This is a genomic window from Burkholderia sp. IMCC1007 (assembly GCF_027257875.1).
Taxonomy (GTDB): Bacteria; Pseudomonadota; Gammaproteobacteria; order Burkholderiales; family Burkholderiaceae; genus Burkholderia.
On record NZ_JAPVQY010000016.1, the window covers coordinates 37,020 to 55,839 of the forward strand.

Here is an 18,820-nt window from a genome sequence, read left to right on the forward strand (position 1 = left end):
TGCGTAATAGACGCCACACGATGCCGCGAAGCAATGCAGGCATTCCAAACATCAGGAGACACGTCTTGCAGACCTCTATCCAAACCCCGTCCCATCCCGAGCCGATTGCCGCAACCGGTCCCGCCACGCGCGAGCGCTTCTGGCCTGAAGGCTGGTGGAAGCTGATGGAAATCCGCATCGGCATCATCCCGCTGCCCGTCTACGTGATCCTGTTCGCGCTGATCGTCGGCTTTGCGGTGACGGGCAAGGTGCCCGGCGAAATCTCGATGGCGATCGCCGTCCTCGCGTTCTTCGGCTTCACCTGCGCGGAACTCGGCAAGCGCCTGCCGCTCCTGCGCAACATCGGCGCGGCCGCGATCTTCGCGACCTTCGTGCCGTCGGCGCTCACGTACTACCACGTGCTGCCGAAGCCGGTGCTGAACCTGACGGTCGAATTCACGAAGTCGACCAACTTCCTGTACCTGTTCATCGCGTCGATCATCGTCGGCAGCATCCTGAGCATGGATCGCCGCGTGCTGATCCAGGGCTTCGTGAAGATCTTCATCCCGCTCGCGGCCGGTTCGGTCGCCGCGGCGATCGTCGGCACGGCGGTCGGCACCGCGCTCGGCCTCGGCGCGCGCCACACGCTGTTGTACATCGTCGTGCCGATCATGGCGGGCGGTGTCGGCGAAGGCGCGATTCCGCTGTCGATCGGCTATTCGGAACTGATGCACCTGCCGCAAGGCGAGATGTTCGCGATGGTGCTGCCGCCGGTGATGCTCGGCAGCCTGACCGCGATCATCCTGTCGGGCGCGCTCGACATGCTCGGCAAGCGCCTCCCGCACCTGACCGGCAACGGCCGCCTGCAGGTCGGCGAAAGCGGCGACATGACGCCGGAAAACGAAGAGATCCGCGGGCACGTCGACGTCACGCACATCGCGGGCGCCGGCATCACCGCGATCACGCTGTACCTCGTCGGCCTGATGGCGCACAAGCTGTTCGGCCTGCCCGCGCCGGTCGCGATGCTGTTCCTCGCGGTGCTGGTGAAGCTCGCGCGCGCGGTGTCGCCGCCGTTGCAGGAGGGCGCGTTCGTCGTCTACAAGTTCTTCTCGACCGCCGTCACGTATCCGCTGCTGTTCGCGATCGGCGTCGCGATGACGCCGTGGGACAAGCTGACCGCCGCGTTCACGATCGTCAACGTGGTCACGATCGTGTCGACCGTCGCGACGCTGATGGGCACCGGTTTCGTGGTCGGCCGCCTGCTGAAGATGTACCCTATCGACACCGCAATCGTGAACGCCTGCCACAGCGGGCAAGGCGGCACCGGCGACGTCGCGATCCTGACCGCCGCGAACCGGATGCAGCTGATGCCGTTCGCGCAGATCGCCACCCGCATCGGCGGTGCGATCGTCGTCACGGTGACGCTGATCCTGGTCGCGCACTTCGGATGATGCGCGGCCGCGCGCACCGTCGCGCAGGCTGCTTCGCACGCGCCGCCGCCGGCTCTGCCGGCGCGCGGCGCGCGTCGTTCCGGGCCCGGGCCTGTTCACGCTGAGCGCTGGCAACAGGCCCCGATGGCGGGCTTCGATGAGGACGAACGTGCAGAAGAGCTTCAAGGGAATCCCGTGGTGGGGCTGGGCGTCGGCCGCCGCGCTGTATGTCGGCGTGACGGGCGCGGTCGTCGATTTCGCGTGGGAACGCGCGATCGACGCGCTCGAGGAAACCGGCGCGCACCGGCTCGACCTGTATGCGTCGAGCCTGAAGAGCGAACTCGGCCGCTTCGAGATCCTGCCGGGCCTCGTCGCGCGCCAGGACAGCGTGCGCGCGATGCTGAAGGCCGCACCGCACGACGCGCCGCCGCTCGTGCGCACCGTCGACACCTACCTCGAAGCCGTGAACCGCGACGCGGGCAGCGGCGCGGTCGACGTGATCGATCTGCACGGCGAAGTGATCGCCGCCAGCAACTGGAACGAGACGGTCAGCTTCGTCGGCACGAACGTGTCGTACCGGCCGTACTTCAAGGACGCCCTCGCGCACGGCAGCGGCCGCTTCTTCGGGATCGGCACCAACACCGGCGTGCCGGGCGTCTATTTCGCGAGCGCGGTGCGCGACGGCGGCGTGCCGATCGGCGCGGCCGCGGTGAAGATCAGCGTCGACTCGCTCGAATCCGCGTGGCGCGCGCCGGGCGTCGCCGCGATGGTGGTCGACAGCAACGGCGTGGTCGTGATCTCGACCGAACCGGCGTGGAAATTCACCGCGCTGCGCCCGATCACCGCGCAGCAGCAGCGCGACATCCAGGCGTCGCGGCAGTACGCGGGCCGCACGGTCGACGCGCTGCCGTACCGCCGCATCGGCGATCGCAGCACGGCCGCGTGGTTCGGCACGTTTCCCGATCCGCGCCGCCCTGGCCGCAACACGCGCTATCTCGTGATGTCGCGCCCCGCGCCGCAGGCCGGCGATTCGCTGATGGTGCTGCTCGACATCGCCGGCGCGCGCCGCCAGCAGCAGACCGCGTTCGTGTTCGTCACCGGCGCATTCCTGATCGTCGCGCTGCTCGCCGGCTATGCGATCCAGCGGCGCCGGGCGATCGTCGCGCGGCTGAACGCGCAGGACGCGCTGCGCCGCGCGAACGACCGGCTCGAACTGACCGTCGCGCAGCGCACCGCCGCGCTGACGGCCGCGAACGAACGCATGCAGCGCGAGATCGTCGAACGCGAGCGCACCGAGCAGCGGCTGCGCGATTCGCAGCAGGAAGTGGTGCACGCGGGCAAGCTCGCGGTGCTCGGGCAGATGGCCGCCGGCCTCACGCACGAGCTGAACCAGCCGCTCGTCGCGATCCGCACGCTGTGCGACAACGCGCGCACGTTCTTCGAGCGCGGCCAGCCGGCACCGGCCTACGCCAATCTCGAACGGATCGGCAAGCTCGTCGACAGCATGGCCGTGCTCACCGGCGAGCTGAAGACCTTCGCGCGCAAGCCCGACGTCGAGCGCGTCGCCGTGTCGCTGAACGAGGCCGTCGCGCATGCGCGGCTCATCTACGATGCGCGGATCCGCGACGAAGGCGTGCAGCTCGACGTGAACATCGCGCCCGGCACGGCCGTGTCCGCCGAATCGAGCCAGTTGCAGCAGGTGATCGTGAACCTGCTCGGCAACGCGCTCGACGCCGTGCACGACGCACCGGTGCGCCGCATCGTCATCGACGCGGCCGGGCCCGACGACGACGGCCGCGTGCACTTCACGATCGCCGACAGCGGCGCGGGCATCGCGCCCGAGGTGCTGCCGCACCTGTTCGAGCCGTTCGTCACCACCAAGCCGCGCGGCCAGGGCCTCGGGCTCGGGCTCGCGATCACGTCGCGCATCGTCGAGGCGTTCGGCGCGAAGATCGCCGCGACGAACCGCGACGAAGGCGGCGCACAGTTCACCATCGAATTCGCGGCGGCCACGCCGCAACTGAGGACAGAGCATGGAAGATGAGATTCGGGTGCTGGTTGTCGAGGACGATGAAAACGTCCGCATCGGCGTCGAGCAGGCAGTCGAGCTCGCCGGGTTCCCCGTCGACGCGTTCGCGTCGGCGGCCGACGCGCTCGCGCACGTCGCCCCCGGCGCCCCCGTCGTGATCGTGTCGGACGTGCGGATGCCGGGCATCGACGGGCTGCAGCTGCTCGAGCGCGTGATGGCCGTCGATGCGCAGATTCCGGTCGTGCTGATCAGCGGCCACGCCGACATTTCGACGGCCGTCGGCGCGATGCAGGACGGCGCGTACGACTTCATCGAGAAGCCGTTTTCGTCGGACGTGATCGCCGGGCGCGTCGCGCGCGCGGTCGAGAAGCGTCGCCTGACGCTCGAGGTGCAGGGCTTGCGCGCGGCGCTGAACAACTGGCACGGCATCGAGGCGTTCGTGCTCGGCAAGTCGCCCGCGATGGCCGACGTGCGCAAGAAGATCCTGCGCCTCGCCGATACGTCGGTGTCGGTGCTGATCACCGGCGAGACGGGCACCGGCAAGGAGCTGATCGCGCGCAGCCTGCATGACTTCGGCGGGCGGCGCGATGCGCATTTCGTCGCGTTGAACTGCGGCGGCCTGCCCGAGCAGATTTTCGAGAGCGAGCTGTTCGGGCATGAAGCCGGCGCGTTCACCGGCGCGATCAAGAAGCGCATCGGCAAGATCGAATGGGCGCACGGCGGCACGCTGTTCCTCGACGAGATCGAGACGATGCCGATTCCGCTGCAGATCAAGATGCTGCGCGTGCTGCAGGAGCGCGTGGTCGAGCGGCTCGGCGCGAACGAGCTGATCCCGGTCGACTGCCGTGTGATCGCCGCGTCGAAGGCCGATCTCGCCGAACTCGCGGCCGACGGACGCTTCCGCGCGGACTTGCTGTATCGCCTGAACGTCGCGCAGATCGAGCTGCCGCCGCTGCGCGAGCGACGCGAGGACGTGCCGCTGCTGTTCGAGCATTTCGTGCTCGCGGCCGCGCGGCGCTTCGGGCAGCCGGCGCCCGTCGTCACCGCTGCGCAGGTGTCCGAACTGATGACGCACGCGTGGCCCGGCAACGTGCGCGAGCTGCAGAACGTCGCCGATCGCTTCGTGCTCGGGCTGACCGGCGACAGCCTGCTGTCGTCCGGCGGCACGCCGACGGCAGGCGGCACGCTCGCGGAACAGCTCGCGTATTTCGAGCGGATGCTGATCGAGGACATGCTGCGGCGTCACAACGGCAACGTTGCGGACGCAAGCGAGTCGCTTGGGATGCCGAAGAAAACGCTTTATCACAAGCTGCGCAACCTGCGGATTCCCGCGCGCGGCGACGCGGCGGCCGACGGCGGCGAATGACGCGAACGAGGATACGCACAACAGTATGGATCGCATCATCGATATCGCCGCACACGGGCGCGTCACTGGCCGGCCCGGTGGCCATCTGATACGCGGGGTCACCCGCGCGCAGAAAACCTTCCGACCGAGCGACTGGCCCGAGCGGCTCGCGGGCGTCATCACACTGTTCGTCGGCGAACGACGGCCCGGTTATCCGTGCGCGCTGTCGCGGCTGGCGATGCCGGTCGTCGACGGTGGCGTCAAATGCCTTGTCGTGTCGGATGAATTGCGGGACGTGTGCGCCGATGCATTCGAGTTCGCGATGCAGTTCGCGGCCGACAATGATCTTCCGGTCGAGCTTCAGGCGGCGCCGGCGTTGACGGTGGGTTGATGTGCAGGCGTGCGGCGGCTTGGAAACTCCAACGCGATTGAGTTGCGGGGCCGTTAGCCCGTCACACGCTCTTGAAGTAGTAAGTCGACCGGTACTTGTGGTGCTGGCGCTATTCAAGGAGCTGGGACAGTCCCAGCCCCTTGAAAAAATGAGTAGGCAACTCGACGGCCGACTCGATGGTGATATCGAACGCGTCTCCCCTCGCTCGATTAGAGCACTTCGACGATACGCACGATCTCTTCAGGTTCCAGTCGGCGCGTATAGTCGCTGTCGACAAAGGCATACGCGACGCGTCCGTCCTTGCCGATGACATACGTCGCGGCGAGTGGCAGCTCGTAGCTCACATCGCCATTGAATTCCGGCAGATCGACGCCAAGGTCCCGATAAATCGGCCGCATGTCGGCGGCCAAGGAAAACACAAGGCCGAAGGATCGTGCTACGTGGTTCCCCGTATCGCTCAGCACAGGAAAGTCGAGCGCGCCTGCCTTCACCGTGGCCGCCGTCGACTGCACGGTCTGCGGCGAAACGGTCACCAGGGTTGCGCCTGCCTCCCGGATTTTCGGGAGCGCACGCTGAAGCGCCGCTAAGGTCAGGTTGCAGAACGGACACCACTGTCCCCGATAGAAGGCCAGGACGACCGGGCCCGTCTCGAGCAATTCGTTCAACCGCACCGGGCGACCTTCGGCATTGGGCAGTTCAAAGACCGGGGCGCGAGCGCCTGCCTTCAATGCCGTTTCCACAATTCCAGAGGCTGCAAGATCCGCAGCCGCCTTATTCATTTCCTGCAGTGCCTCGGCTGGCACCTGATCGGCGATTCCGGCCTTGAGCGCATCGATTTGAGCCGACAGTGACATGATGAGAATCTCCTCGATAACTGGCTAACGCTTATGTTCAACGCCGCTGACAACGCGACCTTCCTTCCGCAGAGTCCTTAGGGCTCTACTGACTATGCGATCAGTAGCAGGTATGCAGTCACGTCCCCACCGTTCGCAAAGTTCAAGCACCCATTCGGGCGAGGTCTTGCTGGCATCGTTCAACCAATTGGCGACCGAATCCTGAACATATCGCGCATCGTCCGCCTTGAGTGCTTCAAGTAGCGACTCCGCAATTTCCGGATGGGTCTTGAGCAGCGGGATATGCTCGCACCAAACCCCGCGTGGTCGAATGCTCTCCGATGCGAACCGCCGAACGTTCGGATCCGGCGACGCCGTCCAAGCGTGCAATATGAAGATGGCACCTTGCACGTCCGTAGCGACGTACGGGCGAACAGCGATCCACGCCCATTCTCGCACGCCAAAGTGACTGTCCGCCGCGTACGGCCGGACAGCGTCCAATCGTGCGCGGAGCCCCAAGTCAGCGGCCGCGCGTGTGACCGCGAATGCCGCCCACGATCTCACGGTGTCCGAGATGTGATGACGAAGACCGTCACGTGCGACTGTCGCCTTCCGTGCCGGCATATTGAGAACGGCATCACCAATCGCCGACCCGATAGCCGCCATCTGATGGCTGATCCCCTTGGAAGCGACTTTCTTCTGCGCGATGAGAACGCTGTCAAGCGCTACGTCGAGCCCCATCGAAGGCAGCACCGCTGCCGCCAGCGCCGCTTGGTCGACCGCCAGGCATTCAGTCAAATTCGTCGTCGCAGCCAGCCCGCTATTCAGTGCGGCTTTTCTCTCAGTACTAAACCGGACACAGCATCACTCCATTTCTATCGTGCTAGTGGTGTAGCGACACCATTCGGCCGCCGGCTCCCATCGCGCGGTGGAAAGAGACGAAGGCGAATCGCATCACCATGTTTTCTACGAGGGTATAGTTCGTCAACAAATTGTACGGCGCCTAATCACATTCTCAACGGTACTGAATCTTGTCAAGCGCGTGGTTTATTGACGATCGACTCGGACTCCACAAGACGAGGCGGGCGTCTTCAGGGAATGCCCACATGAGAGCGGATATTCGTCAAATGTCAGAGACTGTTTCGGCGGCCTCAAATCACCGCGCACGTGCCGCTTACAACTTGACCACCTGCATCACACTCTCTACAGTTTGGCGCCATCTAATAAGGGGCTTCACCATCGTGTATATGGAACAGAAATATCTGGCGCTGCTGCATGAAGCGACACGCCGCAATGTCCCGAACCTTGACGGGATTCGCTTGTGCTTCGAGGTGCTTTCTCTGTCCTCGGCCATCGATCGTGACTGCGCGTCGCTGCTCGCGCCGCATGGTCTTTCCGAAGGTCGTTTTGTCATCCTCTTCTTGCTTGACGCGGCCGGGGATGGGCTGGCACCCAACGTGCTGGCCGAACAGGCCGGAGTCACGCGCGCGACCGTGACCGGTTTGCTTGACGGGTTGGAGAATGACGCGTTGATCGAGCGCACGGCTGACCCAACGGATCGCCGTGCGCTTCTGATTCGTCTAACGCGCAAAGGCAAACGGCTCGCCACGAAGATATTTGATCAGCACAGCCGGTGGATCGGCGGCTTGTTTGCCAACCTGACAGCAAAAGAGCGCGCGCAACTTGCCGCGTTGCTGATGAAAGTCTCGTGCAACACGGGCGTCCGAACCGCTGCCGAGTTGACGGGGCGTCGGTAACGCAATCTTCAGGTCACGCCCGCGCGCCCGGTGCGCTGATGCGCAGGCCGCATCCAGCGGCCTTTTTCCCTCTTTCCCGCTGCGCGGCGCACGTGCGCAGGCGCTCACCCATGCTTTCAATCGCCAAACAAACCGTCAGACGATTGAAGGATTCGACATATCGACCACGCTACGACAAGGGTTTTCAGCCGATCCATCAATAAAATTGATCGTCACGATGAAAATTATGCGTTTTCCTTGCAGGTCGCCGTGATGCATAGTTGCGTCGTGTTGACGCACCTTTGAGTCTTTAGTCATGAACATGCGAATCGAGCCGTCCGTGCTCGCGAACCCCGACCTGCAATTTGCGACGCTTTCGTCAGGCATCAGCCTGCCGTATGTCGAGCGGGGCAGCGGCGCGCCGATGGTCTTCGTACACGGATCGTTGTGCGACTACCGCTACTGGGATCCGCAACTCGCATCGCTGTCGTCCGACTACCGCTGCATCGCGCCGAGCCTCAGCCACTACTGGCCGGCCGTCGAAGCAGGCATTCAGGACGAATTCAGCTGGCAGAACCACGTCGACGAGCTCGCCGAGTTCATCGACGCGCTCGATCTCGGCCCCGTGCATCTCGTCGGCCACTCGCGTGGCGGCAGCGTCGCGTTCAACGTCGCGCGCCAGCATCCGCATCTCGTCGACACGCTCACCCTCGCCGATCCGGGCGGCCCGCTGCAACAGCCGGGCGTGCGCGAAGCCGCGCTGCCGGCCGCCGCGATCGCGCTGCGCACGAAGGCCGTGAACCTGATCGAGCAAGGCGACGTCGAAGCCGGCCTCGAGATGTTCGTCGATTCGGTGAGCCTGCCCGGCGCATGGAAGAAGAGCACGTCGCGCTTCCGCACGATGGCGATCGACAACGCAAGCACGCTGCCGAAGCAGCTGCGCGATCCGCTGCCCGCGTATTCGGCGCACACGGCCGGCGATATCGGATGCCGCACGCTGCTGATCGACGGCCAGCGCAGCCCGAAGATGTTCCGCAACAACGTCGACACGCTGTCGCAGTGGATCGGCAATGCGCAACGACAGACCGTCGCCGGCGCATCGCACGGAATGAACGCGGCAAGCCCCGCGGTGTTCAACCGTTACGTGCACGAGTTCATCGCAGCGTAACGCTCACGGGCGGTATACGCCGCCCGGCTTCTCCCTCTCCTGCCGAAACGAAACGGCGCGGATCCTCGCATCGTTTCGCATCCGTCTACATCATGCAGCGGGTTCCGCCTTGCGCGTCACCGCATCCGGCAACCCGAACACGCTGTCGAACGACCAGTTGTACGCGAACGTGAAGATCGGGAAGAAGGCGCGTGGATAAGCAGACGGTGCGTGCGGCAGGACGCCGCCGCACCATCGGAAGGTGCCGGGCGGAATTGACCGTTAGTTGCGACGCACGCAGCAATAAAAATTCTTCGCAGATTTCCGTGGACGTCGCCTTCCGCCCCCGCGTGGTCACTTATCGACACGTTGCTCGGAAAGTCAGCGAATTAGCTGTCCGAAAACCCGAGCCCACACCGCCCGAAGGCGTCGCGCGCGGTCTTCGAGGAGGTATGAGGCCGCAAGCGTCAAGACACCTGAGATTACACCCGTCAAGATGTGCTCGACATAGGGGATACGGTAATGACTCGTGTGCGAGTAGGCGTCGCCCACCGTCGTCAGCACGCCAACGACGAGCGCATTGCCGTATCGATGCGCGTAGAGTTTCTCCACAGGCGTGAAAGTCAAAAGTACAGCCAGGAGTCCTGTAAGCACGCCCGTCTGAAATGCGATAGTCCAGTGGGCAATGCTCATGATATTTCCCCAGCTCCCCGGCATGCATGTCATGCACGCACTGGTCGGCTGCCAGAAACGCTGGACAAACAGTCTGACGCGGTGCTTCCACTCGGTTGACATGATGCATTCCCATCAATGCCGTCGTTACGGCCGACGCCACCACACGTATCGCTGAAGCAGTTTCCAAACTCTTTGACGAGCTTGCGGCCGCCGTCACGGAGGGTCGGCTGTGCGCCGTAGAGGCCCGGCAATCACCTGGACATGGGGGAATACTACTCCACGACTAGACGGCCGCCGTTTCGACCAAGATCGGGATTCAAGTCTGGTGTCTATCGATGCGGCTTCGTCCGCGACGCGCATCGAACGAGGCGCTTGCGCGCGAAGTCGACGGCCGGCATCGACCCGCTCCGGACCTTGACTCCGTGGTACCTCTACGGCGCCGTGAGGAAGAATTCACGGTTGTCTGCGAGTCGCGCGATCATGAAGTCGATAAACGTTCTCACACGCACCGGTTGCTCGGTTCGATGACGGTAGTAGATGTAAATTGACTCGCGCTCGGTCATATATTGCGTGAGCAGCGGTACGAGCCGCCCAGCGCGAATGTGGGAAACCGCCGAAAAGCTGCCGAGCTGACCGATCGCGAGGCCGGCCACGACAGCTTCCGTTTCCGCGTCGATATCGTTCGCGCACAGCGACGCTGCGATCTCCCGATACACGATCTCGCTACCGATCAGAAACTCCCACGGCGCCTGCTTACCCATGTTCGCGCGTCGGTACCCCGAGCAGCGATGGGCATCGTGGTCGTCGATGGTTTTCGGCTTGCCATGCTGCTCGATGTAGGCTGGCGCTGCGCATACGATCAGTTGAATCGGGAGCAGGCGCCGGGCAATCGCGCCTTCGGAAGGGGGCGATCCAACACGGAACCCCACATCCGCGCGATCGGTGACGAGGTCGGTGAAGTGAAAGCGGATCGCGGCGGCGTTGCTGCGACGGCAGCGGTGCCGTGGTCGCGACGCGTTTCCGAACATCATGCCGGGCATCGAGGACTTGCTGATTGTTTGAGCGCATCGGCCGCATGAATGTCCGTCCGAGAGCGGCTGCAAGCGGCCGAAGCTTGGCCGCACGACGCCCGACGCGGTTGGCAGAAGCCGGCCCACTGCCATCATTCGCGCCTCCACCGCTGCGACGATCGCTTCCAAGACGCAATGCTACACGGTCGGACGTAACCGCTGGTTACCGGCTTCCGATTCGCCTCTGTGGCTGTTGCCGACGGCTGCTCAGGGCTTTCTGGCAGATGCAAGTACACACGGCATCGGGACTCGCACGTCACCGTCGTTCGTATACGGTGCCGCATCGTCGGACACGGCTTGCTGGATCGCGGCCAGCGCCTCTGGTGACTGTGCCCTCAAGATCGCGGCGACGCGCACGCCACCGCGCATCAGGACGTCGAAAGGTGTTTCGGGTGCGCGAATACGCAACGTCTGATTGACTTCCTGAATGCGAGGCTCAACGAAGCCCGCTTCAAGCAGCGCGCGTTCCGACTCGTGCGAATCGCTGAAGCGAAAGAACGGAGGCCCAGCTGGTAGTTGGACCTCCGTACGACCGTGCTTCTCAATGGCCTTGAGCACCATCCGGAATCCAACGGACTGGTCCGGCGGTGCCCAAACAGTAAAAGCGATTTTGCCGCCCGGGCGCAGCACGCGAAACGCTTCGGTGAGCGCAGCCTCGGGACGAGCAAAATGGAGCATTCCGAAGCTGATACCGACTGCGTCAAAACTCATGTCCTCAAAAGGCAGGTCTTCGGCGCCCCCTGCACGGAACGTGAGGGCGGGAAAAAGCCGTCTCGCTTGCTGGACCATTGCGTCCGCGAAATCGACGCCAACTACATCGGCCCCGCGACGCGCCGCCGCTGCCGCTAGATAGCCAGGGCCCGACGCGACATCAAGGAACCGCACGTTGGCACGGACGTCAAGCGCATCGAGCAGCGCATCATTGGACTGCGTCGTCAGTTCGCCAAAATACGAGTGATATGGCTGCGCGACTGTTTCCCACCCCCGACGCTCAAAGACACTGAATTCGTCTTGTTCCATGTCATGCCTCCATCCGGGCTCGCCCCGTTTGCGTCCCGACATCGGGGCGACGCGATCCGAGCCGACGCTTACTGACCAGGCTAGTGCCCGTCGGCCAGTTAGACAAGACTGCACGGGATGACGTCCTTTCGCGACACCCTGCCTGCGCTACGCAAACCCGTACACCTTCGCGGGGTTGGCAACGAATATCAGCCGCTGCCAGTCCGGACGCCCGATCCAGCCGGCGATCACATCCAGCATGCTTGCGTCGTCCGGCTTGTCCGTCTTCTGCGTCGGGTGCGGCCAGTCGGTGCCCCACAGCATGCGCTCCGGCGCGATGTCGATCAGCGCCTTCGCGACCGGCGCGACGTCGTCGTAGGCGGGCGCCCCCGTCTTGCTGTCGACGTACGGGCCCGACAACGTGATCCACGTATTGCCTTTTTCAACGAGGCGTTGCGCGCTACGAAACGCGGCCGACGACAGCCCGCCGGGCTGCGGCACATGCGCGATATGGTCGATGACGAGCGGACAAGGCAGCACCGCAAGATGGCGCTCCAGCTCCGGCAGGCGCGCGCCCTGCACCACCAACTCGATATGCCATCCGAGGTTCGCGATACGCGCGGCGAGCGGCGCGAGCATGTCGAGCGTCGTCGCGCCCGGATAGCTCAGGTTGAACCGGATCGCACGGATGCCGCCGCGATCGAGCGCCCGAAGTTCGTCGTCGCTCACGGTGCTGTCGACGACGGCCACGCCGCGCGCGGCGTCGCCGAACTGCGCGAGCGCGGCCAGCGTGCAGCGGTTGTCCGTCCCGTACGTCGACGGCGTCACGACCACGTTGCGCTTCACACCGATGCGCGTCTGCACGCTCCGATATTGCGCGACGGTCGCATTCGGCGGGCGCAGCGTCGTGCCCGGCGCGACCGGGAACCGGTCGTCGTAGATATGCATGTGACAGTCGATCGCCCCTTCGGGCAGCCGAAACACCGGCCGCGCGATACCGCTCGACCACGTTTCCTCGGCAGCGGCCGGCCTCGGCAATACAGCCGAAGCCAGCGTCGCACCGGCGATCCGGAGGAACCCGCGTCTTGCCATCCGCGCCATGATCAGATGGCCCCCGTCTTGCCGACCAGCTTGCCGGCCGCATGATTGCGCGTGAGCAGCAGCAGCGTCGCGACGCTCACGAGCGTGAGGATCGCGAGCGGCATCAACGCGAGCGCGTAGCTGCCCGTCGCCGCCTTCACCCACCCGTACACGTTCACCATCAGCCCGCCGCCGAGCAGGTTCGCGATCGCATTGACCGTCGCGAGTCCGGCCGCCACGGTGCTGTTGGACAGCATGTCGGTCGCGAGCGCCCAGAACGGGCCCTTGAACGAATACGCGCCGACCAGCACCGCGCAGAGCATGCAGATCGTCGGCAGCAGCGATCCGCTCAGCGACGTCGCGAACAGGCCCACGCCGATCAGCAGCATCGGCACGACCGTGTGCCAGCGCCGTTCGCCGACGCGGTCCGAGCGCCGGCCCCAGTAGACCATCAGGACGGAAGCCACCGCGTACGGCACCGAATTCAGCAGGCCGGTCTGCATGACGGTCAAGCCGAACGACTTCAGCAGCTGCGGCTGCCACACGGACAGCGTGCTGCCTGCCGCGGAAGCACACGTGTCGACGAGCGCAAGGCACAGCACGTACCGGTTGCGGAACAGTTGCGTGAGCGGCAACGACGGCACCTTCTTGTGGGTCTTGTGGCCGGCGGCAAGCGCGCTCGTGAGCCACGCGCGCTCGTCGTCGTCGAGCCACTTCGCGTGTTCCGGCTTGTTCGTCAGCATGAACAGGCACGCGATGCCGAGCAGCACGGTCGGAACGCCTTCGAGAATGAACAGCCAGTGCCATCCACGCAGGCCCCAGAAGCCGTCCATCTGCAACAGCAGCGCGGAGATCGGCGAGCCGATGAAGCTCGCGGCCGGAATCGCGACCATGAACGTCGCGACGATCCGCGCACGATACTGCGCGGGAATCCAGTACGACAAATAAAGCAGCACGCCGGGGAAGAAGCCGGCCTCGGCCGCGCCCAGCAGGAAGCGCAGCACGTAGAACGTCGTCGCGTTGTGCACCAGCGCGGTCGCCGCCGACACGATGCCCCACGTGATCATGATCCGGGCGATCCAGATCCGCGCGCCGTATTTCTGCAGCGCGAGGTTGCTCGGCACTTCGCAAAAGAAGTACGAAATGAAGAACAGGCTGCTGCCGAAGCCGAAGACCTTCGCGGACATCCCGAGGTCCTCGTTCATCTGCAGCGACGCCATCCCCACGTTGCCCCGATCGATGAAGGCAAGGAGGTAGCAGATCATCAAAAAGGGAATGAGTCGCCAGACGACCTTTCGTATGGTCCGGCGCTCGATCGCGGACGCTTCCATGAAACCCGTTTGCATGTTGTCTCCGTTTATTGTGCGCCTGAGCGCGAACTTGTGAACCGTTGCCACGCGATGACCGCAATGACGCCGCACGCGAGCACGGCGGCCATGGCGGCGAAGGTGTGTCGCACGCCGAGCGCCTCGGATGCGCTGCCGACGAGCAGGTAACCGAACGGCATCGTGCCGTTGTAGGCCATGCCGTACATGCCGACGAGCCCGCCGCGCACGTGTTCCGGGCACTGGCGCTGAATGGTCGCGTTCGTCGACGTGGCCGCGAACGTGAGGCTGAAACCGAGCGCGTAGAACGCGGGGATCGATCCCGCCACATCGGTCGTCGCGGCGAGCACGGACAGCGCGCCGACTGCCGCCCACGGTGCGTACGCGATGAACCGGCGCGACGCGCGCGGCCCGAACGCCGACGACAGCAGCACCGCCGCGCTCAACGAGCCGGCGCCGGCGCACCCGAAGAACACGCCGGTAAAGCGCGCCGCGTCGTGAAAGCCGTGGTCCGCGAGCAGCGGCACGAGCGTCTGGTAGCTGCCGGCGAACAGGCCGATGCACGCGAGAATCGGCAGATAGCGGGCCGAGAACGCATCGGACAGCACGTAGCCGACCGCGTCGCGCAGGCCGCTCTCGGCGCGCGACGGCCGCTTCGCCGTCGCGGTCCGGATCGACCGCACGCACGCCGCCATGAAGCACAGCGCGAGCGCATAGATCGCAAACGACGTCCTGGGCCCGAGCGTCGGATAGACGAATCCGGCGATGGTCGGGCCGACCATGCGCCCGACGTTGTAGACCATCGTGTTCATCGCGACCGCGTTGGACGTGTGCGTCGCCTCCTGCAGGCTCGTCAGCAGCAGCACCTGCCGCGCCGGCGTTTCCACTGCGCTCGACACGCCGATCGCCAGCGCATGCGCGAGAATCAGCTTCACGCCGAGCAGGCCGAGCAGCGACAACGTGAAGAGGCTGCCCGTCAGCAGCAGCGACGTCGTCAGCACGCAGAGCGTCACGCGGCGCGCGTTGGCCGAGCCGATGCGGGAGCCCGCCACCGGCGCGACGATCAGCTGCGGCCCGTACAGCAGGAAGTTGAGCAGCGCGAGGATCGCCGCCGAGCCGGACAGGTGATAGATCAGCAGATTCAGCGTGACGTTCTGCGTCCAGCTGCCGAGCACCGACGCGACCTGCCCGCTCAGATAGCGCCGCAGCGATGCCTCCGACAGCGCGGGAAACAGCCTGCTCACCCACCCCGCTTGCGTTGCGACGTTCATGACAGCGCCTTTCCGCGCGTTTCGGGCGCGAACAGCACGACCACGGCCGCGGCGATGAACGCGACGATCGTCGTCGCGAGCCCGAGCACGAAGCCGCCCGACGTCGACGCCAGCGCACCGATGATCAACGGCGCGATGAAGCCGCCGAGCCGGCCGCCGTTGTACGCGAGGCCCATGAAGAAGCCGCGCGATGCCGTGTTGCCGATGATCTCCGCGAGGAACGGCCCGGCACCCGCGAAGATGCCGTTCACGCTGAAGCCGGTCAGAAAGATCGCGGTCATCAGCAGCAACGGATTCGCCGACACGATGTACACGCCGACGGCCATCGCACCGACCAGCAGGTAGGCCAGGAACATCGGCCGCCGGCCGAGCCGGTCGACCCATGCGGAGAACAGCAGAAACCCGGTGATCGCGCCGAACTGCAGCGCCAGCACGAACTTCAGGCTATGCACGAAGTCGAGATGCTTCACCGTGACGAGGAACGTCGGGGTCCACGTGAATACGCCCCAGTACAGGTACTGCAGAAAGAAGATGAAGCAGAAGGCGGTGAGCAGGCCGCGCACGTTCAGCTTCTCGTGACTGGCCGTGTCCGGCTTGCGGGCCTGCGACTTCGCGTGCCGGCGTTCGAGCCAGATCGGCGATTCCGGCGTCTTGCGCGCGACCCAGAACAGAATGAAGAACGGCGATGCACCGATCAGGAACAGCAGACGCCAGCTGTCGCCGCCCAATCCGCCATGCGCGGCACTGACGATGCCCGAGATCGCGATCGCGAGAATCGCGCCGATCGGCAAGCCCATCTGCATCAGCGCGCCGCCCTTGCCGCGCCGGCTCGGATGCCAGGTCTCCGCGATGAGCGCCGCGCCGGCGGTCCAGGTTCCACCCATGCCGAGCGCGCCGCAAAAGCGCAACGCGGCAAACGAGTGCGCGTCGGGCGCAAATGCGATCAGGCCGGAGAACAGCGAGTAGATGCCGACGCAGAGCAGCGCGGTGCGCACGCGCCCGATCCGGTCCGACACGAAGCCGAACAGAATGCCGCCGATGATCTGTCCGGCCGCCGTGACGCTCGTGAACATGCCGAGCTGCGCCTTGCTCAGCCCGAACTGCAGCGCGAGCGTCGGCAGCAGCAGCGACAGCAGGAACGAGTCGTAGCTCTCGAACGTCCAGCCGAGCCCCGCGAGCGACAGCGATCGCCACTCGATTCCGGTCATACGCGTGGACCCTTCTTGCGCGGCTGCGGACTCCAGGTCCTGCGTCGCCACGGTTGCACTCGTCTTCATGGGTTGTCTCCGGGAAGCGCGATGCGATACGTCGATGCGGCCGTCCGGCTGAACAGCGCGGCCTTTTCGTCGGCCGACATCGCGAACGCGAGTCGTTTGAAGGCGTTCCACAGCACGCGATAGCTGAACATCCCCTTGTCGACAGGGAAGTTGCTTTCGAACATGCAGCGATCGACGCCGAAGCATTCGACGCAAGCGTCGAAATACGGCTGCCACGCCGCCGCCAGTTCGGGCGACGACGGCGGCAGGTCGCGCGCGGCGAAGTCGAAACCGAACACGGTCATGCCGGCGCCGCCGAGCTTCATGCGCGTGTTCGGCAACGCGGCGAGACGCGCGAGTTGCCGCGTCCATTGCGCATGCACTTCCGCGCGCCGGCCGGCATGCGGGCCCACGCCCAGCGGACCGCCGAAATGGTCGATGACGATGGTGACGCCCTCGCATGCACGCGCGAGCTCGTACAGGTCGTCGAGCTGCGTGTGATAGACCCACGCATCGAGCGACAGCCCGTAGCGGCCGAGCGTCGTCACGCCCTGCCGGAAAGCCGGATCCGACATCCGGTCGCGCGGCGGCGTCACCGGGCTCGATCGCACGTCGGGGCTCGCATGCCACGCGAGCGGATTGCGGATTCCGCGCAGCCGCCCGCCGGACACCTGCAGCATCGCGTCGAGCACCGCATCGAGTTCCGCGCCGAGCGACAGATCGGCGCCGCCGACGATGGCCTCGCAGCACCGCGCGGGCCCGTATGCGCCGCTTGCGAACATCGCGGCGACGCCGCTCGCGAATTCCACTTCGCCGACCGGCTTGAACGCCTCCGGCCCGCTTGCACGCAACATCGAGCGACACTGCACGTAGACCGTCGACACGACCCGATGCCCGCTGCGCACGTCCGCGCCGAACTCGTCGGCGAGATAGCGCCCGGTCTGTCGGTCCCACAGGTGGTGATGGGCGTCGACGATCGCAAGCTCGGGTTCGAGCACCGGCTCGTCGCGCAACGCGAGCCACTCGGGCCTGACGGGCAGATGGGGCGCGTGAACGGTCTGCATCGCGCTCGCCGTCAGAACTTCTGGCGCATGCCGATCACCACGCCCGTCTGGTTGTGATCGGGTGCGACCGTGCCATAGCCGTTCACGCCGAGCGCGGAGCCGCCCTTGTTGCGCGCGAACCCCGCCGTCGCGTAGATATCGGTGCGCTTCGACAGCAGATAGTCCGCGCACAGCACGGCGAGCCACGGATCGGCACTGGTGGAATGCACGTCCTGGTAATAGGCCGTTGCCGTGACCACGAACGCCGGCGACACCGCGTATTGCGCGCCGGCCCAGTACAGGTTCGCCGCGCTGGCTTCGGAGCCGTTCGCGATGCGGATCGGGTTTGCCGGCAGGAACGCGTTCGACGCGTGAAGATAGCGATAACCGGCGAACCCCTTCACCGGTCCGATCGCATACGACGCGGCGGCCGTGGCGCGCCGCTCGGTGCCCGTGTTGGTCGCGACGGTGTTGCTGTTGCGCTGCTCGTACGACACGCTTGCGGCGAACGGTCCTTGCGCGAAAGTCAGCGCCCCGCTGAAAAAGCGCCCGGTGAGTTGCGCGCCCGGCACCTCAGTGCCGTACCCGGTGTCGTAGCGCGTGCTATACATCGCCTGCGCCGTCAGCGGACCGAACACGCCGGTGTACTTCGCGGCATTGTCGATACGCGCGGCCGCCGCGTAGTCGAGCGACAGCACCGAGTATCGCGACGACGCGCCCATCGGGTCGAACGCCACGGCCTGTTCGTAGAAGAGCGAGTTCTGGCGGCCGAAGGTCAGCTGCTGACCTCGGTACGACAGCCCGACCCACGCCTGCCGGCCGAAAATTCGCGACGTCGTGGCGGCGTTCGCACCGAGGCCCTTCGTCGACTGCGCAGTCGTGCCGTCATTGATGTTGAAGCCGCTTTCCAGCTGGAAAATGGCCTTCATGCCGCCGCCGAGATCCTCGACGCCCTTCAGTCCCCAGCGCGAACCGGACAGATTGCCCGACGCTTCGCGCGTCTGCGCGCCGCCGCTACTCGCATTGTTGATGTGTTCGATGCCGACGTCGGCAATGCCGTACAGCGTGACGCTGCTTTGCGCATGCGCGGCACCGCATCCCAAGGTCGCGCTCGCGACGGTGACGGCGCCGAGCACGAGGCGGGATGTCGGACGGGCATTCTGGCTGGGCTGATTCAACAACATGGAGTCTCCAAACTGTTTTTTGTGGGT

General features: G+C 65.3%; 17 protein-coding genes and 1 pseudogene. 6 read left to right on the forward strand and 12 right to left on the reverse strand.

What is annotated here, in order from left to right:
• Positions 1–65 precede the first annotated feature (65 nt).
• The 4 genes from O1Q03_RS16450 (at position 66) to O1Q03_RS16465 (ending at position 5,174) form a co-directional block, all read left to right on the forward strand.
• Positions 66–1,430: a 2-hydroxycarboxylate transporter family protein gene (locus O1Q03_RS16450; protein ID WP_269504739.1), complete on the forward strand. Its 1,365-nt coding sequence runs from the start codon at positions 66–68 to the stop codon at positions 1,428–1,430.
• A gap of 136 nt (positions 1,431–1,566) precedes the next feature.
• The gene (locus O1Q03_RS16455; RefSeq protein ID WP_269504740.1) at positions 1,567–3,453 is read left to right on the forward strand and encodes a sensor histidine kinase; all 1,887 of its coding nucleotides are present in this window, start codon (positions 1,567–1,569) and stop codon (positions 3,451–3,453) included.
• On the forward strand, positions 3,443–4,804 hold the full coding sequence (locus O1Q03_RS16460; RefSeq protein ID WP_269504741.1) for a sigma-54-dependent transcriptional regulator: 1,362 nt from the start codon (positions 3,443–3,445) through the stop codon (positions 4,802–4,804). Before O1Q03_RS16455 ends, O1Q03_RS16460 begins: the two co-directional genes overlap by 11 nt.
• 25 nt (positions 4,805–4,829) lie before the next feature.
• Positions 4,830–5,174 carry a DUF3579 domain-containing protein gene (locus O1Q03_RS16465; RefSeq protein WP_269504742.1) on the forward strand — a complete coding sequence of 115 codons (345 nt, stop codon included), beginning with the start codon at positions 4,830–4,832 and terminating at the stop codon, positions 5,172–5,174.
• Between the two features lie 209 nt (positions 5,175–5,383).
• On the opposite strand, the gene O1Q03_RS16470 is transcribed toward O1Q03_RS16465, so the two are convergent.
• Entirely contained in the window at positions 5,384–6,028 is a 645-nt protein-coding gene (locus O1Q03_RS16470) for a peroxiredoxin-like family protein (RefSeq protein ID WP_269504743.1), read from the reverse strand.
• A gap of 24 nt (positions 6,029–6,052) precedes the next feature.
• Positions 6,053–6,805, reverse strand: a complete 753-nt coding sequence (locus O1Q03_RS16475) for a DNA alkylation repair protein (protein WP_269504744.1) — start codon at positions 6,803–6,805, stop codon at positions 6,053–6,055.
• Positions 6,806–7,248: 443 nt separating this feature from the next.
• Here O1Q03_RS16475 and O1Q03_RS16480 point away from each other — a divergent pair, with 443 nt between their 5' ends.
• Both O1Q03_RS16480 and O1Q03_RS16485 read left to right on the forward strand, forming a co-directional pair.
• Positions 7,249–7,764, forward strand: a complete 516-nt coding sequence (locus O1Q03_RS16480) for a MarR family winged helix-turn-helix transcriptional regulator (RefSeq protein WP_269504845.1) — start codon at positions 7,249–7,251, stop codon at positions 7,762–7,764.
• A 295-nt stretch (positions 7,765–8,059) separates the two neighbouring features.
• Positions 8,060–8,911, forward strand: coding sequence for an alpha/beta fold hydrolase (locus O1Q03_RS16485; protein ID WP_269504745.1), 852 nt, complete (start codon positions 8,060–8,062; stop codon positions 8,909–8,911).
• A 90-nt stretch (positions 8,912–9,001) separates the two neighbouring features.
• Here the strand turns inward: O1Q03_RS16485 and O1Q03_RS40195 are convergent.
• The 10 genes and pseudogenes from O1Q03_RS40195 to O1Q03_RS16530 form a co-directional block, all read right to left on the reverse strand.
• Positions 9,002–9,097 (reverse strand): annotated as a pseudogene (locus O1Q03_RS40195) (PACE efflux transporter); the annotation flags it as partial.
• 174 nt (positions 9,098–9,271) lie between these two features.
• A complete protein-coding gene (locus O1Q03_RS16490; protein WP_269504746.1) occupies positions 9,272–9,685 on the reverse strand; it encodes a hypothetical protein in 414 nt (137 codons plus the stop codon).
• 311 nt (positions 9,686–9,996) lie between these two features.
• The gene (locus O1Q03_RS16495) at positions 9,997–10,764 is read right to left on the reverse strand and encodes a substrate binding domain-containing protein (protein WP_269504747.1); all 768 of its coding nucleotides are present in this window, start codon (positions 10,762–10,764) and stop codon (positions 9,997–9,999) included.
• 78 nt (positions 10,765–10,842) lie between these two features.
• Positions 10,843–11,655 (reverse strand): class I SAM-dependent methyltransferase, encoded by an 813-nt coding sequence (locus O1Q03_RS16500; RefSeq protein WP_269504748.1) that lies wholly within the window; start codon positions 11,653–11,655, stop codon positions 10,843–10,845.
• 147 nt (positions 11,656–11,802) lie between these two features.
• Positions 11,803–12,735 (reverse strand): amidohydrolase family protein, encoded by a 933-nt coding sequence (locus O1Q03_RS16505; protein ID WP_269504750.1) that lies wholly within the window; start codon positions 12,733–12,735, stop codon positions 11,803–11,805.
• Positions 12,736–12,737: 2 nt separating this feature from the next.
• A complete protein-coding gene (locus O1Q03_RS16510; protein WP_269504751.1) occupies positions 12,738–14,060 on the reverse strand; it encodes an MFS transporter in 1,323 nt (440 codons plus the stop codon).
• An 11-nt stretch (positions 14,061–14,071) separates the two neighbouring features.
• Positions 14,072–15,310 (reverse strand): MFS transporter, encoded by a 1,239-nt coding sequence (locus tag O1Q03_RS16515; protein WP_269504753.1) that lies wholly within the window; start codon positions 15,308–15,310, stop codon positions 14,072–14,074.
• Complete coding sequence (locus O1Q03_RS16520) at positions 15,307–16,587, reverse strand: MFS transporter (RefSeq protein WP_269504754.1); 1,281 nt, start codon at positions 16,585–16,587, stop codon at positions 15,307–15,309. Before O1Q03_RS16520 ends, O1Q03_RS16515 begins: the two co-directional genes overlap by 4 nt.
• Positions 16,584–17,630 carry an amidohydrolase family protein gene (locus O1Q03_RS16525; protein WP_269504755.1) on the reverse strand — a complete coding sequence of 349 codons (1,047 nt, stop codon included), beginning with the start codon at positions 17,628–17,630 and terminating at the stop codon, positions 16,584–16,586. Before O1Q03_RS16525 ends, O1Q03_RS16520 begins: the two co-directional genes overlap by 4 nt.
• Positions 17,631–17,641: 11 nt before the next feature.
• Positions 17,642–18,793 carry a porin gene (locus tag O1Q03_RS16530; protein ID WP_269504756.1) on the reverse strand — a complete coding sequence of 384 codons (1,152 nt, stop codon included), beginning with the start codon at positions 18,791–18,793 and terminating at the stop codon, positions 17,642–17,644.
• Between the last annotated feature and the right edge of the window lie 27 nt (positions 18,794–18,820).